Source organism: Mesorhizobium sp. BHbdii, from assembly GCF_053848045.1.
Window position 1 is genome coordinate 1,745,332 of record NZ_JBSPKX010000001.1, and the last position, 17,169, is coordinate 1,762,500.

Annotated in this window: 12 protein-coding genes; 6 read left to right on the forward strand and 6 right to left on the reverse strand. The window is 60.0% G+C overall.

Annotation, left to right across the window (positions count from 1 at the left end):
- Window positions 1-15: 15 nt before the first annotated feature.
- Both ACWTU8_RS08455 and ACWTU8_RS08460 read left to right on the forward strand, forming a co-directional pair.
- Window positions 16-555, forward strand: a complete 540-nt coding sequence (locus tag ACWTU8_RS08455) for a DUF1697 domain-containing protein (RefSeq protein WP_455847761.1) — start codon at window positions 16-18, stop codon at window positions 553-555.
- A gap of 360 nt (window positions 556-915) precedes the next feature.
- Window positions 916-1,218 carry a DUF982 domain-containing protein gene (locus ACWTU8_RS08460; RefSeq protein WP_455847762.1) on the forward strand — a complete coding sequence of 101 codons (303 nt, stop codon included), beginning with the start codon at window positions 916-918 and terminating at the stop codon, window positions 1,216-1,218.
- A gap of 45 nt (window positions 1,219-1,263) precedes the next feature.
- On the opposite strand, the gene ACWTU8_RS08465 is transcribed toward ACWTU8_RS08460, so the two are convergent.
- The 4 genes from ACWTU8_RS08465 to ACWTU8_RS08480 all read right to left on the reverse strand — a co-directional run bounded on the left by ACWTU8_RS08465 (window position 1,264) and on the right by ACWTU8_RS08480 (window position 6,736).
- Complete coding sequence (locus tag ACWTU8_RS08465; protein ID WP_455848412.1) at window positions 1,264-1,449, reverse strand: winged helix-turn-helix domain-containing protein; 186 nt, start codon at window positions 1,447-1,449, stop codon at window positions 1,264-1,266.
- Window positions 1,450-1,545: 96 nt separating this feature from the next.
- Window positions 1,546-3,315, reverse strand: a complete 1,770-nt coding sequence (locus ACWTU8_RS08470; RefSeq protein ID WP_455847763.1) for an alpha,alpha-trehalose-phosphate synthase (UDP-forming) — start codon at window positions 3,313-3,315, stop codon at window positions 1,546-1,548.
- Between the two features lie 153 nt (window positions 3,316-3,468).
- A complete protein-coding gene (locus tag ACWTU8_RS08475) occupies window positions 3,469-5,631 on the reverse strand; it encodes an amylo-alpha-1,6-glucosidase (RefSeq protein ID WP_455847764.1) in 2,163 nt (720 codons plus the stop codon).
- A gap of 43 nt (window positions 5,632-5,674) precedes the next feature.
- Window positions 5,675-6,736 (reverse strand): glycosyltransferase family 4 protein, encoded by a 1,062-nt coding sequence (locus tag ACWTU8_RS08480; RefSeq protein WP_455847765.1) that lies wholly within the window; start codon window positions 6,734-6,736, stop codon window positions 5,675-5,677.
- 214 nt (window positions 6,737-6,950) lie between these two features.
- Here ACWTU8_RS08480 and ACWTU8_RS08485 point away from each other — a divergent pair, with 214 nt between their 5' ends.
- Window positions 6,951-7,253, forward strand: a complete 303-nt coding sequence (locus tag ACWTU8_RS08485) for a DUF982 domain-containing protein (protein WP_455847766.1) — start codon at window positions 6,951-6,953, stop codon at window positions 7,251-7,253.
- 130 nt (window positions 7,254-7,383) lie between these two features.
- Here the strand turns inward: ACWTU8_RS08485 and ACWTU8_RS08490 are convergent, their stop codons facing one another.
- Both ACWTU8_RS08490 and ACWTU8_RS08495 read right to left on the reverse strand, forming a co-directional pair.
- Entirely contained in the window at window positions 7,384-9,300 is a 1,917-nt protein-coding gene (locus tag ACWTU8_RS08490; protein ID WP_455847767.1) for a calcium-binding protein, read from the reverse strand.
- Window positions 9,301-9,713: 413 nt separating this feature from the next.
- Entirely contained in the window at window positions 9,714-11,537 is a 1,824-nt protein-coding gene (locus ACWTU8_RS08495; RefSeq protein WP_455847768.1) for a calcium-binding protein, read from the reverse strand.
- 1,137 nt (window positions 11,538-12,674) lie between these two features.
- On the opposite strand from ACWTU8_RS08495, the gene ACWTU8_RS08500 reads away from it, so the two are divergent.
- The 3 genes from ACWTU8_RS08500 to asnB are packed head-to-tail and all read left to right on the forward strand — an operon-like array spanning window position 12,675 to window position 17,168.
- A complete protein-coding gene (locus ACWTU8_RS08500) occupies window positions 12,675-13,901 on the forward strand; it encodes a glycosyltransferase (protein ID WP_455847769.1) in 1,227 nt (408 codons plus the stop codon).
- Window positions 13,898-15,166 carry an O-antigen ligase family protein gene (locus ACWTU8_RS08505; protein WP_455847770.1) on the forward strand — a complete coding sequence of 423 codons (1,269 nt, stop codon included), beginning with the start codon at window positions 13,898-13,900 and terminating at the stop codon, window positions 15,164-15,166. The genes ACWTU8_RS08500 and ACWTU8_RS08505 overlap by 4 nt, the downstream gene beginning before the upstream one ends.
- Before the next feature lie 4 nt (window positions 15,167-15,170).
- A complete protein-coding gene (asnB, locus tag ACWTU8_RS08510) occupies window positions 15,171-17,168 on the forward strand; it encodes an asparagine synthase (glutamine-hydrolyzing) (protein WP_455847771.1) in 1,998 nt (665 codons plus the stop codon).
- Window position 17,169: the final 1 nt, after the last annotated feature.

Genomic DNA, 17,169 nt, shown 5'->3' on the forward strand with positions numbered 1-17,169 from the left:
CTGCCACCGGCCGTCATGCAAACTTACGTCGCTCTGCTTTACAGCATCGTTCTGGGCGAGGGGCGACGTCTCGTCATGTCCGATCTCAGGGCCATGACAGAAGGCCTGGGGCTGTACAACCCGCGCACGCTGGTGGCGACCGGCAATCTGGTCTTCGAGACGAAAGAGACAGAAATTGCCGCGTTGGAGCGCCGGTTGGAGACGGCGTTCGAAAAGACCTTCGGCCGCCATGTCGACATCATCGTGCGCCGCGCGGATGACTGGTTGAAGCTTGCGGCCGGCAATCCGTTTCCCGCCGAATCGGCTGCCGCGGCGGATCAGGTAGCGGTGCGCGTGATGCGTAAGCCCGTTCCCGCTGAGGCCCTCGCGGCGCTGGAGGCCTATGTCGGGAACGATGAGCGAATGCAGGCCGTCGGCGGCGACATCTGGATCTTCTTTTCCCGCGGGACGCCAAGTTCGCGGTTGCTTGCGGCGACAAGCCATAAACGTCTCGGTGTCGGCACATCCCGCAACTGGAACACAGTGCGCAAATTGGCGGAGATGGTCGGCGGGTAGGCTTCTCCTTCTCCCACAAGCTAGGGGAGGAGGGGACAATTATGTCATGCCTTCGCCGTCCCGGCTCCGGCGGGACTCGCCATTTCCCTGTAGAGAGCCTCGACGCGAGGGAACCGGCAACCGCTTGGTTTGCCGGCTTTGGCCTTATAGGCATTCGATGAAAGCCGCGCGTATCGGCGCACAACGGTTCGTCGCACCCTTGTCACGTTTGGTGATTCGATTTCGGTCGAACGATATGAGAGACTTCGTCTTGGCCCGGCCTTATTTTTTAACATCGGGCCCTGTTTGCCGGAACCAAGTGGTCAGCCGTAAGTTTAACAAGGTTCGATCAGGCACGTAGCGATCGACCGGGAGGAAACGATGGATCGCCTGCAATTCTTTGCGCCTGTGCGGATTTCGCGCGGGCAGGAAAGCCCTGCCGAAGAAATTTATAGTGTAGCCGAAGCGATGGGGTTCTTGCGTAAATGGCCAATAGGCCGGCGTGGGCCAGTCTACCAGTGCGCGGTGAATTGCTGCTCTGCGGCTCTGGCGGGCCGGATGTCTGCAGAAGAAGCAAGGAAGGCTTTTGCGGGCTTCGCCCGCATCACACGCTTGCTCGACGACGACATGGCACTGCCGATGGGCGGCGAAAATATTGATAGCGTGCATGCGCTGAGGCGATGAACGTTCATATTGCACCCCGCCATGAACGCGGTGCCTGCGGCAACGTCACAGCACCTCGACTGAGGCAGCCAACACGCAGCCAGCGCCGCGCTCGGTGACAACGAGCTTCGGCTCGCTCGGGTTGACCTCAAGCTTGCGGCTCAGTCGAAATATCTGCACGTCGATACTGCGGTCGAACACCTCTTCGTCGTGAATCCTGCTGGCGGCGAGAAGCTGCTCGCGGCTCAGGATCTGCTACGGCGATTGCAGGAACGCTGCCAGCATGTCGAGGATCATCAGGTCCACCGGTCTTTCGTTGAGGACGCGCGACAAGGGCCGGCATGCTCGTCACGACACTGCCTTTCTTGTCCGCTCGAACATGGAAATGACATTGTTGTTCGATGGCCGCTCGCCGTTGCCCGTCACCCGGTCGAGGTCGCCACGCTTGCGAAGGCGGGCCGCATCCAGAAGCATGCTGCCGGCCCAGCGATAGACGTTATTGTCACGGACCATCTCGCGCATGGGCCGCATACGCTCGCGCTGTTCCTCCGGCGTCATTGTCAGCGCCTGCAGCAGCGCTTCGCTCGTCATGGCCGTATCGTAGGGATTGACTATCAGTGCCTCCAGGAGTTCGCGCGAAGCGCCGGCAAAGGTGCTGAGCAGCAGCACGCCCTGTTCGTCGTCGCGCGCCGCGACGAATTCCTTGGCCACCAGGTTCATGCCGTCATGCAGGCTGGTGACCATGCATATGTCGGCCGCCCGATAGATCTCGTAGACTTGTTCCTGCGAGTGATGTTCGGCCACCATCAGGAGAGGACTGTAGTCCTCGGTGCCATAGCGCTGGTTGAGCTCTTCGACATAGCGAAGGCATTCGTCATGAAGTTGCTGGTAGGCCGGCAATGTGCCCCGGCTGGGCGCCGCGACCTGCAGGAAAACCACTTTGCCTACCCATTCGGGATATCGCGTGAACAATTCGTCCAAGGCGTGAAAGCGATCGAGAATGCCTTTGGTGTAGTCGAGGCGCTCGACGCCGACGCACAGTTTGACGTTCGCAGGCAGCCCGAATCTTTCGCGGACACGGGCACGGCATTCCTCGACAGCCGGCAATCTTGCCAGCAGTTCGGCCGGCCATTCTATTGAAATGGGGTAAGCGTGGACCAGAGTCGTTTGCCCGCCATAGGAGATCGCCGCGTCCGCCCGTTCTATGCGGCTTTCCAGGAAGCGATCGACGCTTTCGGTGAAATTGTTGGCGTGGAACTGAGTATGGAAGCCGATAATGGAGCTGCCCAGCAAGCCTTCCAGGATCCGTTCACGCCATGGACAGATGCTGTACACTTCCGAATTGGGCCACGGGATGTGCCAGAAAGTGATGACGATTGCCTCGGGCAGGCGCTCGCGGATCATGCGCGGCAAGAGCGCGAAGTGGTAGTCCTGGACCAGCACAATCGGCCGCTCGTTGCGCGCCTCGGCAACCACTGTATCGGCGAACTTCCGGTTGACGGCCTCATAGGCCTCCCAATCCGACGCGCGAAAAATCGGGCGGGTGAACGCGATATGGCAAAGCGGCCACAGACCTTCATTGGCGAAGCCCAGATAATAGGCCTGGTATTCTTCCTCCGTCAGCCAGACCCTGCGCAGCGTGTAGGACGGATTGCCAGGCGGCACCTCAACCCGGTCGTTCTCGTCGACGGTGAGACGGTCCGCTGTTCCGCCGCCGTAGGCGATCCAGGTGCCGGCACAGGCTCGGGTGATCGGCTCAAGCGCCGAAACCAGCCCGCTGGCCGGTACCAAGAGCTCGACGCCGTCATCGTTGACGTTGTGGATGTACGGTTCGCGGTTGGATACCACGATCACCTGCGTCTCCGGCAGATCCTCGGCCAGGATCTTGCGCAAGGTATCGGGCGACCATGTGATCAGCGCTGCATCGGCCGAGTGGCCGTTCTTTTCAAACTCCCGCAGCACTGTGCGAGTCGCTTCCGAACTCACGTCCTCGCCTGCGGTGGATGCGGCTGCTGGTATGTGGCGTCGGCGGGATATCGAGAACACCAGGGCAACTGCGGAAAGGCCAAGGCTTGCAATGATTAGAACCCAGAGTACCTCTATGCCATAGTCCGACATTGGAATAACGATTTTTCTCAGGCCGATCAGTGGCCACGTTGGTGTGTCGAATTCGCAGCCGGCCAATCGTGACAAGCTGCCGTGCGTCGGAACGTTCAGACGGGCCATCGGTTCCGCTAATCGCAGCGCAGCGGTCGGTTCCGAAAAGCCAAACTAGGTCCGCACGATGAGCGGCACTAAGCCCTCATGCCGGTCGGCGAGAAAGGCGACGACCCTATCGCCGACACACTGGAAGGTGAGATCCACCTTCCTGGTGCCAACGCCCAGATGCCTCAGCGTGAGCGTGTCGATACCAATCGGCAGCCTGGGACCGGTGACGTGGATTTCGCTGTCCCAGCCGTCGATCTCCAGGCCGAGGCAGGCCTGCATCAGCATGAAGGCAGACCCGGCCGACCAGGCCTGCGGCAGGCACGCGACGGGATAGGCGATCGGCGCTTCGCCCGGCGCGCGGGTAAAGCCGCAGAACAGTTCGGGCAACCGCATGTTGAAATGGACAGCCGATTCGAAGGTGCTGCTCATCAGCCGGACCACGCTTTCACCCTCGCCAAAGCGTGCCAGACCGGCGCCGCACATGGCGGTGTCATGCGGCCAGATCGAGCCGTTGTGGTATGACATCGGGTTGAAGAACACAGCATCGTCGGCGAGCGTCCTCAGCCCCCAGCCCGAATGGAAGGAAGCCGAAAGCAGCTGGTCGGCGACCAGCTTCGCCCGCGTCGGCTCGGGGAGCCCGACATAGAGAAGATGCCCGACATTAGACGTCCGCACCTTGCAGGGCTCGCCGGCGCCATCAATCGCCAAGGCATAGAAGCCGAGATCATCCAGCCAGAAATGGCGTTCCACAGCGGCACGCATGGCGTCGGCGCGGCTGTCCCAATGATCGGCCCTCACACCTTCGCTGCGGCGGCGGGCGAGCGCCGCCAGCCCCCGGAACGCGGCAAAGACATAGCCTTGCACCTCCACCAGAGCGATCGGTCCCTTTGGGATGCGGCCATCTGCATGGAAGATGGAATCGATGCTGTCCTTCCATCCCTGGTTGGAGAGGCCGGACTCGGCGGCACGCTGATAGGTTACGAAGCCGGTCGGCCGGCTCGCCTCCTCGGTCCACTCGGCCGCAGCGCAGAGCGACGGCCACAGGCTGTCGACGAACGCCATGTCGCCGGTACGGTCCGCATAGGCGCAGGCGAGATGGATGAAGAGCGGCGTCGTGTCGACACCGCCATAGTAGCGGCCGAAGGGGAGCTCCCGCAGCGCCGCCATTTCGCCTTTGCGGGTCTCGTGCATGATCTTACCCGGCTGAGAATCGCTGAACGGCGATGTCTCCGTAGCCTGGTGCTGGGCAAGGAAGGCCAGCACGCCTCGCGCCAAACCCGGGTTGAGCCACAGCATCTGCAACGCGGAGATCACGCCGTCACGGCCGAACGCAGTAGAAAACCAAGGGATACCCGCATATGGGTAGGGTCCGGTCGTAAGCTCCGTGGTCAGCAGCGCCACATCCGCGCGAGCGCGCTCGACCCAATCGTTGAAGACGCGGCCGGAACTGTGCACAGTGGCGCCATGGCGACGCTTGGCCCGCATGCCAAAGCGAGCGCGGGCCGCGGCGGCGCGGTAGCGATCGCGGTTCGGCGTTTCCGCCACTTCGGGACCGACCTCGACATACAGCACCTTGCTGCTGCGCCTCGTCACGGCAATCAGGAAGTCCGCACGGTCGACCGTCAGCTGGTCCGGCGCCTGCGAGAACGATATCGCCGACATCCGCGCCAGCCCGTCTAGCCCGTCGTAGCGAAGCAGGACGGAGGTCGCATCCGTCTCGGCAGCATGGGCCATGCCGCGCTTCAGCCTTGTCGAGCCGCGCACTTCGAACATGTCGCGGAAATCGGCGGCAAAATGCAGCGAAACGCGGATAGTGGAGTGGTCCTGGCTGTAATTGGAAAGGGTAATGCGTTCAAATAACCGGTCCTGCCAAAGCAGCCTGACGCGTTCGATATGGATCGCGCCCTGCGGAATGTCCCTGCCGCGGGCGCTCTGCATCGGCAGATTGGTCAGGTTGGAGGTGAAGAGCACATTGTCCTGGCTGAGCGACGCACCGAGCAGCGATGTTTGCCGGCCGCCGACGGTCAGCCGGAATTCGGAAAGCACTCGGGTGTCGTCACGGAAGAAGCCGTCGCCGGCGCCGCGGATATCGCCGTAGGCGTCGGCCACGGCAAAGCAATCGCCTTGGTTGAGGGCGAACAGCCGATGCGGCTCTCGAGGTGCGGTGGCGTCCAGGGACGCAAGTGCTACCGCCGGATCAAGCTTGCGCTCGTCGAGTTGCGCCATTCGCTACATATCCCTCTCGTTTCGCCCCCCGAGGTAATGCCGCTCACAACGCTCTTGCTTCGGCCGAGGCGCCGATCAGGCGCGCATAGGCGGAAACGTAGTCGCGGGTCATTCTTTCGGCGGAAAACCGCCTTTCGAAGACAGCTCGCACCTTCCGCCTGTCGAGCCGCAGCATGCCCGGCACCGAGGCGACTGCGCCCTCCATGGAATCCACGATAAAACCGGTCGCGCCTTGATCGACGATTTCCGGCATTGCGCCGGAGTTCCAGGCGATCACCGGCGTGCCGCAGGCCATCGCCTCTATGACGGCAAGACCGAACGGCTCTGGCCAGTCGATCGGGAATACCAGGCCGGCCGCCTTGCCGAGGAAGTCCGCCTTCTTATCCTCCTCGATCTCGCCGACATAGTCGACACGGTCACCGTCGACCAGCGGCTCGACCATCTCCCGGAAATAGGCGCGGTCGTCATCGCCGATCTTTGCCGCAAGCTTCAGTTTCAGCCCCGAGCGCAGCGCGATCTCGATGGCACGGTCCGGACGTTTATCGCGCGACATTCGGCCAAGGAAGGCGAGGTAGGGCTCCTCTGGGCTCGTCTCGAAAACCGGTTTGTAGAGTTCGGTCGGCAGCCCGTGGTGGATCGTCGTCAGCCAGTTGGCGTTGGCGAGCCCCGTGCTTTGGCTACGGGATACGGAGATCATCGGAAAGCGCGGAAAACGCTCATAGGCCGGCGCCAGATCGACATAGTCGAGCCTGCCATGCGGCGTCGTCACCGTCCGCTCGGGCATATGCTCGAAGAAGGAAAAATGCAGGAAATGGCTGAGGTGGAAGTGAATGATATCAAAATCATGAGCTCGTTTCCTCACCTCGGAAAGCATCGAAAGGTGCGCGGCTGTCTCGGATTTCAGCGGGCGTGGGTCAAGACGCAGCGCACGCTCGCGACACGGCACCAATTTTGCCGACGTTTTTGTATCGCCACTGGCGAACAAGGTTACGTCATGGCCAAGCTCGACCAATCCTTCGGTCAGATAGGAGACAATGCGCTCCGTACCTCCATAAAGCCGGGGCGGCACGGATTCATGGAGCGGCGCCACATGGGCTATTCTCATAGGCTGGCATTTCCCTCAAACATCATCGCTGAAGTCGAAATGCATCACCCCCCCGAACGTTCCGCAACGGCAAGAAGTCGGGCGATGATTGGCGATTCACCAGTCGACCCTTTGCCATTTATCAAGGCCGTGGGCGTTTTTGCCGGGAACCAATTGGCTGGCCGTGAATTTAACTAAGTTCGATCGAACGCATCGCGATCGACGGGGAGGAAAGATGAATCGCCTGCAGTTCTTTACGCCGGTGCTAATTTCGCGTGGGCAGGGAAAACCTGTCGAAGAAATCGACAGTGTCAGCGAAGCGATGACGTTCTTGCGCCACTGGCCGAAAGGGCGGCGCGGCCCGGTATATCAATGCGCGCTGAACTGCTGCGCTGCGGCTCTGGCGGGCCAGATGTCTGCCGAGGAAGCAAGAAAGGCTTTTACGGGCTTTGCCCGGATCACCCGGCTGCTGGATGACGACATGTCGCTGCCGACAGGCAGCGAAAGGATGGACGGCCTATACACGGCGAGGCGATAGACGGTAGATCCACTCGCGACGATCCGCGCCAGTGCGTCCACGCCGCCAAAGAGACGGGGCTTCAAGCTGCAGTTCTTGCACCTGTCTCTGTTGGCGGGCCCTCACGCGAGGTCGTTTCCCGTTAGCTCATTCAGGTCACAAAGAATGCAGCTGCCGTAAGCGACAGACCTGGAGAGAGAGTGGCGAATTGTGTTTGAACCGCGCCGCCGATCCCGTCGCTGTCGAAAGAGAGCGCTCCGGTTGAATTGTTGTAGAGGATACGGTCGGAACTGTCGTGCGCGGCCGCACCCGCAAAGAAAGCGGCGGATGTGAGCGCGCCCGAGCTCAGCCCGGCAAATATAGCGTTGTCGATGTGGATCTTGTCCTGGAGCTTGTTGAAGTCAATAACCCTGTCAATATTGCCGGCCCCCAGAGCGGTATTGAAAACGAAGGCATCATTGCCGCCAAAGCCGGTCATCTTATCAGCGCCGCCGCCGCCGTTGATGATGTTGGCGCCGGCATTGCCTTGAATGGTCTGGGCCAGTTCGTTGCCGGTGAGGTTGATTGCCGTCGTGCCGGCGTCGTTCGTGGTGCCCAGGACTTCAATCGAGATGCCGGCTGAGAGCGCATGGCTCACAGAGGTCCAGACCCTGTCTTGACCTTGGCCAGAGGACTCGACCACCTTGTCGCCGGCATTGTCGACGTAGTAGTCATCGTTTCCGCCATAGCCGACCATTGTGTCGGCGCCGGCGCGGCCGTTGATGATGTTGGCGCCGGCATTGCCCTGAATGGTCTGGGCGATCTCGTTGCCCGTGAGGTTGATTGGCGTCGTGCCCGACTGGCTGGTGGTGGCGAGAAGCTCGATCTGCGAGCCGGCCGAAAGGGCATGACTCAATGAGGCGAGCACCTTGTCGGTGCCGCCGCCCACCGCCTCGACGACCCTGTCGCCCGCATTGTCGACATAATAGGTGTCGTTGCCGCCGTAGCCGGTCATCGTATCGGCGCCAGCGAGGCCGTTGATGACATTGGCGCCGGCATTGCCCTGGATAGTCTGGGCAAACGCATTGCCGGAGAGGTTGATTGCCGTCGTGCCAGACGGATTCGTGGTGGCGAGGAGCTCGATTTCCGAGCCGGCCGCGAGCGCATAGTTCAGCGAGGTGAGCACCCTGTCGGTGCCGCCGCCGGCCGCCTCATTCACCTTGTCGCCGGCATTGTCGACGTAGTAGGTGTCGTTGCCGCCGTAGCCGATCATCGTATGGGCACCGGTCCCCTGAAGTACATCGGCTCCGCTGGTGCCATAGAGCGTATCGTCGGTTGGAGGTGGGGTCGTGGTGCTGGTGTTGTGTCGCAGGAAAAAGTCCTGCATCGCCGGAGTGTTCCCAAGCGAGGTTTCGCCGTTCTGCGAGGCCCATTTATAAGCCATGTCAAACGCAGGATTGGGAACCAGCCTTTCCCAGTGGTCCATCATGGTCTGCATCTGGGATGTCGTGGGCATGACATATGACCCGCCCGTATTGGTCGTCCAGCCGCCGCCGCCAAACGCCTGATAAACCGGAACGATCGCGCTCTGCGGGATGCCTGCTTCCAACGCCGCAGCCACAGCTCTATCAATGTAGTTGAAGTCCACCGCAGTCGTGCGCACCGGATAAGGATTTATTCCGTAGTAATCGATCCCTGTGTTGGCAGGATTGTAGGTGTTGGAATAATTCGAATCTGTGTACGACCCCATGTCCATCAGGGTGATGAAAGTCTTGGCGCCTGGAAAATGGGAATGGATCCAGTCGGATTCCGCCTTCAGATTGGCAGCGCTCACTTGGGTATGATATCTGCCGGTGGGATCCGGCTCGTCAGTCAGAAAAAATCCAAAAACCTTCGGATTATTGAGGAGAGGCGTTACCTTGTCGATAAACGACTGGGTTACACCATTGCTCTCGCCGAGCCAGATCAGGGCTTTCGAGCCATCCGGCAACGCGTTGACCGATGACGCGTATTGAAGATCAACCAGATTGAAGCCATAGGCCTTGGCCTGGGCAGCTGAGGCGCCCCAGGTGTAGTGCATCGTGGCCATGCGAATATCCCCTCGTGTGATTCTGTAGCGCCCCCATCCCTGCCTACGCGACGGTCCATATTAGCGCCAAATCAATTAGCGATACGCTGTTGATAGAATCGTTGATCTTGGATGGATCACCAATTTTCATGCGATTTGACTGCAGGGACTTGCGCGAAACTTAACGACGGCAATGTTGGATAAATAGCCAATCGGTTGGGATCGCCTGGTTTTCCCGAACGGCCGGCGCGCGCGCGGGCCATTCGAAGGCAGAGGTCACAGGTTCGAATTATGTCGGTGCGCCAAGTGGCGCCGGCGATCCGCGCCAGGGCATCCACGCCGCCAAACGAGACAGGCTTCAAAAGTGCAGTTTATGCACCAGTCTCTGTTGGCGAGCGCGGGCCCTCGCGCGATGGCTTTTCCCGCTAGCTCCGTTAGGTCACAAGGAACGAGGCTGCCGTAAGCGACAGATCTGGAGAAAGAGTGGCGAACTGTGTTTGAGACGCGCCGCCTGTGCCGTCGCTGTCGTAGGAGAGCGCTCCAGTCGAACTGTTGTAGATGATGTGGTCGGAGCTATCATGCGCGGCATTACCCGCAAAGAAAGAGTCGGATGCGAGCTTGCCCAGCTTAAGCTCGGCAAAAATCGCGTCGTCGAGGTGGATCTTGTTCTGGGACGGGTTGAAGTCGGTGACCTTGTCGACATTGCCGTTACCAAGGGCGCTATTGAAGACGAAAATGTCGTTGCCGCCAAAGCCGCTCAATTTATCGGCACCGCCGCCGCCGTTGATGACGTTGGCGCCGGCATTGCCCTGGATGGTTTGGGCCGACTCGTTGCCGGTCAGGTTGATTCCCGTGGTCCCGGCGTCCTTTGTGGTGCCAAGGACTTCAATTGACGAGCCGGCTGAGATCGCATAGCTCACAGAGGTCCACACCCTGTCTTGACCTTGGCCAGAGGACTCGACCACCTTGTCGCCGGCATTATCGACGTAGTAGTCATCGTTGCCGCCAAAACCGCTCAACTTATCGGCACCGCCGCCGCCGTTGATGACGTTTGCGCCGGCATTGCCCTGGATGGTTTGGGCCGACTCGTTGCCGGTCAGGTTGATTGCCGTGGTGCCCGCGTCCTTCGTGGTGCCAAGGACTTCAATCGATGAGCCGGCTGAGAGCGCATAGCTCACAGAGGTCCACACCCTGTCTTGACCTTGGCCAGAGGACTCGACCCCCTTGTCGCCGGCATTGTCGACATAGTATTCGTCGTTGCCGCCGTGGCCGATCATGGTGTCGGCACCGCCGCCGCCGTTTAGAGTGTTGGCGCCAACATTTCCCTCGATGGTCTGGGCGGAGCCGTCGGATGGGGGCGTGCCAGAATCGCTAACCGGAGGCGTATCAGAATCGCTAACTGGAGGCGTGGCAGAATCGCTGACTGGAGGCGTGTCAGAATCGCTAACTGGAGGCGTGGCAGGATCGCTAACTGGAGGCGTGGCAGGATCACTAACTGGAGGTGTAGCCGGGGCGTCATCCTGAAGATTGTGTTCCCGGAAGACGGCTTGCAGTTCCGGGGAGCTCTCAAGTGCGACGTCGCCTTCCTGCGAACCCCAGGCATAGGCAAAGTCGAATTCGGGCGACGGAACCAGTTCGTTCCAATGGTCCATCATCGTCTCCAACTGATCCGTCGTCGGCATGACATATTTGCCGCCCGTGTTGGTCGTCCAATTGCCGCCGCCAAAGGTCTGATGGACCGGGACGATCTGGCTGACCGGGATGCCCGACTCCACCGCTGCAGCCACGGTTCTGTCGATCATGTCATAGTCGACCGTGTCTGTTCCGGTGCGCACCGGGTAAGCGCTTATTCCAAACAGATCGATGTGCGTGTTGTCATAGTTGTAGGTGTTGGAAAAATCCGGGTCAGCGGCAGACCCCATGTCCATCGCGGTGATGAAGGTCTTGGCGTCTGGCATGCGAGAGTGGATCCAGTCGGATTCGGCTTTCAGATCCTCAGCGTCCACCTTTGTGTGGTACTTGCCGGTGGGATCCGGCTCGTCGACGAGAAAAAACCCATACACCTTCGGATTGCCAAGGAAGGGGGTGACTTTGTCGATAAAGGACTGGGTTACGCCCTCGCCCTCGTTGAGCCAGACCATAGCCTTCATGCCATCCGGCAGCTCGTTGACCTGGTCGATGTATTGAACGTCGACCAGGTTGAAACCGGCGCTTGCGACTTCTGTGGCGGACCCACCTGCTGCGAAATGAAGTGCCATTGATAATCCTTTTTTCTTAGCGCCCCGCGGTGGGGCCTGCCTACTCGACGACGTATATTAGCGCCAAATCACATACCCACACCCCTCTGATAGATTCGTTGATCACCGGTAGGATCGCCTCACGGAAGCAGGCTTTTACTTAGGATAACCACGATATTTCCAAGTAGCATGCCAATTTTACCATTGTATAAATTAACCACGGCATTTCAGATAAATTGTACGTTTTTCGGATTGGTCTTTAACATGCTTATATGTGATCCGTCTTCGGTAGTGAATTCCTGTCGAGTAGTTTGCCTTTCAATAAGATTGTAGATGGCGTCGAAGCCGGTATTTTCGCGAAGATGCTTTGGTGATGCTGACCCGCTGAAGTGACCCTACAAAAGTCTGATTGCAAGTGACGGTAACTAGAGTCCATGAATAGAACGGCAGCCAGAATAGCTTTTCTCTACAATATACACCTAGATGCGGGCAAATCTGACTGCGTTAAGCCAGGTGCTGAGCCAGGCCTTGTTCTCTGGCGTCGCAACCCAATTTTCTGTGGACACCGTGGGCAGGTGCTCGCTCATAACGATGTCATCCGCCAACGACATTGCCGACATCGGAGATGGTTGAGGCTGGTCGCAGGCAGATTCGACCAGGGGCGGAAGTGACTGAGATGCGGTTCAACCAGCGTACTGAGGCACCGGCCCACGATCGGGACGATGCTCAGGCTGGCAAAGCACCGACCGAACCCAGACTGAGGTAACAACGGACGGCATCGGAAGCGCAGTCCTTGATTGCCCCGCCCGCCGGCGAATGTGCGCGCAGGACATGCAGACGATCCCGCCACACCCCTCATTGCGCAGAAGGATATGCGCGTCGAGGAGGCCCGCCATACGGGCCTCGGTAGCGCACCCTGTGCAGGTCCTTGGCGTGGATTGCCTCGCCAAGCCGGAGGCTTAGCTGCCTGATGCTCGCAAGGCCTTGATCCAAATGCGGTTTGCGTCATGCAAACAGACGAGGACAGTAGGCAAGCCTGCCCGTACCGTGACTTGGCATCCATACACGCAGAAGAAGCGAAACCAAGATCATGAAGGCAGAGTCAAAAGCCGGCCACTTCCCGCGATTCGCGGACGGCACATGGTCGGGAGAGGCAGGATGAACCCGCATCTCGTGTGTGTGGGAGGCGAGGATCACGCCTTAAGAATTCCGTTCCTGATGTCGCTTCGCGAAAGGGGTTTTCGGGTCACTGCAGTCTCGAGTGGCGGTGAAACCGCATTTTCGCGGCATGGCATTCCGCATCACCGCTATGGTTTCGACCGATTTGCCAGCGGCGGCAGCGGGGAGTGGGGCGCCATCCGAACGATTCGAAAATTAATGTCGGAACTGCGACCGGATGTTGTCCAAAGTTTCGACACCAAACCGAACCTGCTGACGCCACTTGCGGTGCGCGGGAAGGCTCCCGTCATCCGCACGATCAACGGTCTGGGCTGGACATTCTCGTCGCAGGAGCCACGGGCTCTGGCCCTGCGTCCAATCTTTTGCGGACTGCAATGGCTTTCGTCCTTCTGGACGGCTGCGACGGTCTTCCAAAATCGGGACGATCAGGCTTTCTTCGAGCGTTGTCGACTGATCCGACGCGGCAGCGGGCGGCTGATCCGCAGTTCTGGAATCGACGTCGATGCGTTCGCCATGGCAAGGCATCTTGCCCCGTCAGCGGCGAAAATGCGCGAAGAGCTTGGACTCCAATCCGCCGAAATCGTAATTTTTGTCGGCCGGCTGACCCGCCAGAAGGGTATCCCGACACTCCTCAAAGCAGTCCCACGCATCCTGTCTAAAAGGCCTGATGCGCGTTTTGTGCTTGTCGGCCCATGGGAATCTGAAGGGCCATTTGCGGTCGATAAATCGGATATTGATCGATATGCCCCCCATGTCATCGCCCTAGGCCCACGACGCGATGTTCCAGCCCTTCTTGGCATGGCCGATCTGTTCGCCTTTCCGACGCAGTATCGGGAAGGGATCCCGCGCGTCCTGCTCGAGGCAGGACTGGCGGGATTGCCTATCGTCGCCTCAAGGATGCCTGGCTGCAAGGACGTGGTTGAAGACGGATGGAACGGCTATCTAGTCCGACCGCACGATGCTGATGGCCTTGCGTCTCGAATAATAGACATCCTGTCCGACCGCGGTCGCGGAAAGATCATGGGCGGTCGTTCCGTCGAGCTCGTTCGGGAGCAGTTCGCGCTGCCGTGGGTCGTCGACCAGTATTGCGATCTGTACAAAAATGTCCTTAGCGCCAAATCCCATGGAGGTCTCGCTCGACCGGCGTCCTCGATCTTGCTTGAAGAGGATGCCGCAAACCGCGGATCGGGTGGAGCACGCCGATGATCCGGGATGCGTTGCTGGCCAGCGGCATTGCGATGGGCTATGCGGCGCAGTTCGGTGTTCCGGGATTGCCCGTCGGATATACCGAATTGTTCTTATCGCTTTGGATCATGCTGTCGATCGGGCGAGTAGTCGCCGGTGGTCACTTGGAGGCCACGCCGGCCCTGTTTCGTCTTGCGACCTTCTGGCTGATCATGACGTTCACCCTGGCGGTCGGGGCCCTTGTCGGCTTACTGACCACGGCGGTTCTGGACCTCTCGGCGCCGATTCACGACATCATGGCATACCTGCTGCTGGCCAGCGTGACCTGCCTGGCTGCCGCGGAGCCCGACGCCGCTCGCCACCTGCGCCGCACTGCTTGGTGGCTGATCTGGATAGCGAATGCATGCTTTACGTTTCAGCTGGCACTTGGGTGGGGTTGGATCCACCAAGCCGGTGTCGATCCCTGGTTCTGGGATCGCTTCATGGGCTGGTCCGACAATCCGAACCAACTTGCGCTCTATTGTGCAATTTTTGGTCCGCTGGCGTTGCATCTTGCGACGACCACAAGCAATCCATGGGGGAGGCTGATTGGGTTCAGCAGCCTTGTGCTGACCGTCTATGTCGGAAGGCTGACAAAGAGTGATAGCTATCTACTTACAAGCGTCCTGACCGGCCTGATATTTCTGGGGCTGCGGGTTCGGACATGGCTCACGACCGGTGACAAGGGCAGCGTTTCCCGGCAAGTCGCCGTCCTCTTGATGGTCGGCTTCCTTCCCCTGGCGATGTCGATGACGCCCTACGTGCTCAGGGACATAAGCAGTGTCGAAAATTTCGCCAAGAGCCTCAGCAAGGGGAGGGGCGGCGAGGAAACCGCCGAAACCGCTGAACTTCGCGTCAGGCTCTGGGGTAATGCAGTCTACAAGGGTGTGACGTCCGCGTCTCTTGGCCTCGGTCCTGGCCCGCATGTGGACCGCCCCTCCGTCGTCTATCGGCAGTTTCTGCCCGAACCTTTCGAGGCCCACAACACGATCCTCGATCTGTACACGCAAGGTGGTCTGGTTGCGGTCCTGGCCCTGTTTTGGATCGTCGGCTCTGCTGCCATGTCAGCATGGCGTGCGAAGCTCGATGCCCTTTTTGCGCTGGTGGTCGCGATCGTGATTTACGGGGTTCCGCACCTGATCATCCGCCACCCGATCGTTTGGTTTGCGGTGACCCTCTGTCTTGTTGCCGGAACGCCGCGAGCAGTGTCGGCTACTTCCAGTGAAACTTCCAGGGACTTGGGGTGACGGGATGTGTGGGGTTGCCGGAATTCTTCTTGCACCCGATGCGGCCAGTGCGAAGCCGCTGAGGGCAATAGCGCAAATGACGACAGCCCTTCGTCACCGTGGGCCTGATGGCGAAGGCTTCTGGAAAGATCGTGAAGCCGGCGTTGCCTTCGGCCACAGGCGTTTGGCCATCGTCGACTTGTCGGAGGCGGGACACCAGCCGATGCATTCGGCAACTGGCCGATATACCATCACCTTTAACGGCGAAATATACAATTTCCACGATCTGCGCCGCGAACTTGAAGGCGCGGGCCATCGTTTCCGCGGCACCTGCGATACCGAAGTCATGCTGTGCGCGATCGAAAGTTGGGGGCTCGATACCGCACTCACGCGCTTCGCCGGCATGTTCGCTTTTGGATTGTGGGATATGAAGACGAGGACTCTTCATCTCGCCCGCGACCGAATGGGCAAAAAGCCGCTTTACGTTGCTTCAACACGCGATGCGCTCGTTTTTGCCTCCGAGTTGAAGGCGATCAACTGCTTTCCAGGTTTCTGTCAGGAACTCGATATCGATGCCGCCACGTCGATGCTGTCGAGGGGGTGGGTACCGGATAACAAGTGCATCTGGCGCGGCGTGTTCAAGCTGCCGCCCGGCTCACTCCTGTCGGTGACGGCCGCAGATTTCGCTGAGGCCCGCAGTGTCGCGTTGCTTTCGCATCGTATCCGATACTGGTGGTCTCTGGCCGAAGTCGCCGCGAAAGGTCGGCAGGAACCAATTGTCGGCACTGACGAAGAACTGACGGATGAGCTTGACGGCCTGCTTCGACTTGCGGTCCGGGAACGCATGAACGTTGATGTGCCGCTGGGCGGCTTTCTATCCGGTGGTGTCGACAGCTCCGTCGTTGTTGCCCTGATGCAGGCTCAATCCACAAAACCAGTGCGTACGTTCACGGTCGCTTTCGGAGAGGGCGGGTTTGATGAGGCTCCCCATGCTGCGGAGGTCGCACGGCACCTGGGCACCGACCATACCGAACTTCACCTTTCTTGCGCGACCGCGCGCGAGGTCATTCCAGAACTGCCGAAGACCTGGGACGAGCCGTTCGCCGACGAATCGCAGATACCAACTCTGCTCGTGGCGAGGCTCGCTCGCCAGCACGTTACGGTGGCTCTGACGGGCGACGGTGGCGACGAATGCTTCGCCGGCTACGCTCGCCATCTCATGGCAGCCCGTGCGAGACGACAGCATAGGCTGCCGTCGCCGCTGCGTCAGACGCTTGCGGCCGGTGTTGGATTGCTGGCTCGTGCAGCCCGTCACGATCTCGTCAGCAAGCTGCCGCTTTCGGCGCATGCGCGGCACGCGCTGCGGAGCGACCGGTTGGATCGCTTGGCTCGGCTGCTCGCAGCGGCAGATGAGGACGAATTGTATCAGCGGCTTAGGGGATCATCGACCGAGAACCTCACCCAGCATGAGCTGCCCTTATCAGTTCACGGCGCACCGCCGCTTGATGGCCTGCTGTCCCGTCTCTTGTACGACGACATGGTCGGCTATCTACCCGGCGACATACTGGTGAAGCTGGACCGCGCCAGCATGGCCGCCAGTCTCGAGGGGCGATGCCCGCTTCTCGACCATCAGGTTGTCGACTTCGCCTGGCGATTGCCGGCGGACGTAATGGTTCGCCACGGCAGAGGCAAGTGGATACTTCGTCAGTTGCTGCATCGGTATGTTCCCAAGCGGCTGACTGATCGGCCGAAGCAGGGCTTCGACGTCCCTATAGCAGTCTGGCTGAGAGGGCCGCTGCGCATCTGGGCCAGCGACCTGCTCGCCGATATGCGCCTCTCCGGAGACGGGATCTTCGACTTTGCAAAGGTCCAGACGTGCTGGCGAGATCACATGGATGGAAGGCAGGATCATTCTCGTGATTTGTGGGCGGCGTTGATGTTCCAGGCCTGGCGCAACGAGGCCCATCGGCCGCCGGCGCCCGCAGCGGACCTGTATCGCGTACTCGAACTGGCAGGAGTATAAA

Bases quoted from the DNA above. Each gene is read 5' to 3' on its own strand.
- ACWTU8_RS08500 (WP_455847769.1), top strand. From the start codon at position 12,675: ATGAACCCGCATCTCGTGTGTGTGGGAGGCGAGGATCACGCCTTAAGA.
- ACWTU8_RS08490 (WP_455847767.1), bottom strand. From the start codon at position 9,300: ATGGCCACGATGCACTACACCTGGGGCGCCTCAGCTGCCCAGGCCAAG.
- ACWTU8_RS08475 (WP_455847764.1), bottom strand. From the start codon at position 5,631: ATGGCGCAACTCGACGAGCGCAAGCTTGATCCGGCGGTAGCACTTGCG.
- ACWTU8_RS08485 (WP_455847766.1), top strand. From the start codon at position 6,951: ATGAATCGCCTGCAGTTCTTTACGCCGGTGCTAATTTCGCGTGGGCAG.
- ACWTU8_RS08505 (WP_455847770.1), top strand. From the start codon at position 13,898: ATGATCCGGGATGCGTTGCTGGCCAGCGGCATTGCGATGGGCTATGCG.
- ACWTU8_RS08495 (WP_455847768.1), bottom strand. From the start codon at position 11,537: ATGGCACTTCATTTCGCAGCAGGTGGGTCCGCCACAGAAGTCGCAAGC.
- ACWTU8_RS08470 (WP_455847763.1), bottom strand. From the start codon at position 3,315: ATGTCGGACTATGGCATAGAGGTACTCTGGGTTCTAATCATTGCAAGC.
- ACWTU8_RS08460 (WP_455847762.1), top strand. From the start codon at position 916: ATGGATCGCCTGCAATTCTTTGCGCCTGTGCGGATTTCGCGCGGGCAG.
- asnB (WP_455847771.1), top strand. From the start codon at position 15,171: ATGTGTGGGGTTGCCGGAATTCTTCTTGCACCCGATGCGGCCAGTGCG.
- ACWTU8_RS08455 (WP_455847761.1), top strand. From the start codon at position 16: ATGCAAACTTACGTCGCTCTGCTTTACAGCATCGTTCTGGGCGAGGGG.
- ACWTU8_RS08480 (WP_455847765.1), bottom strand. From the start codon at position 6,736: ATGAGAATAGCCCATGTGGCGCCGCTCCATGAATCCGTGCCGCCCCGG.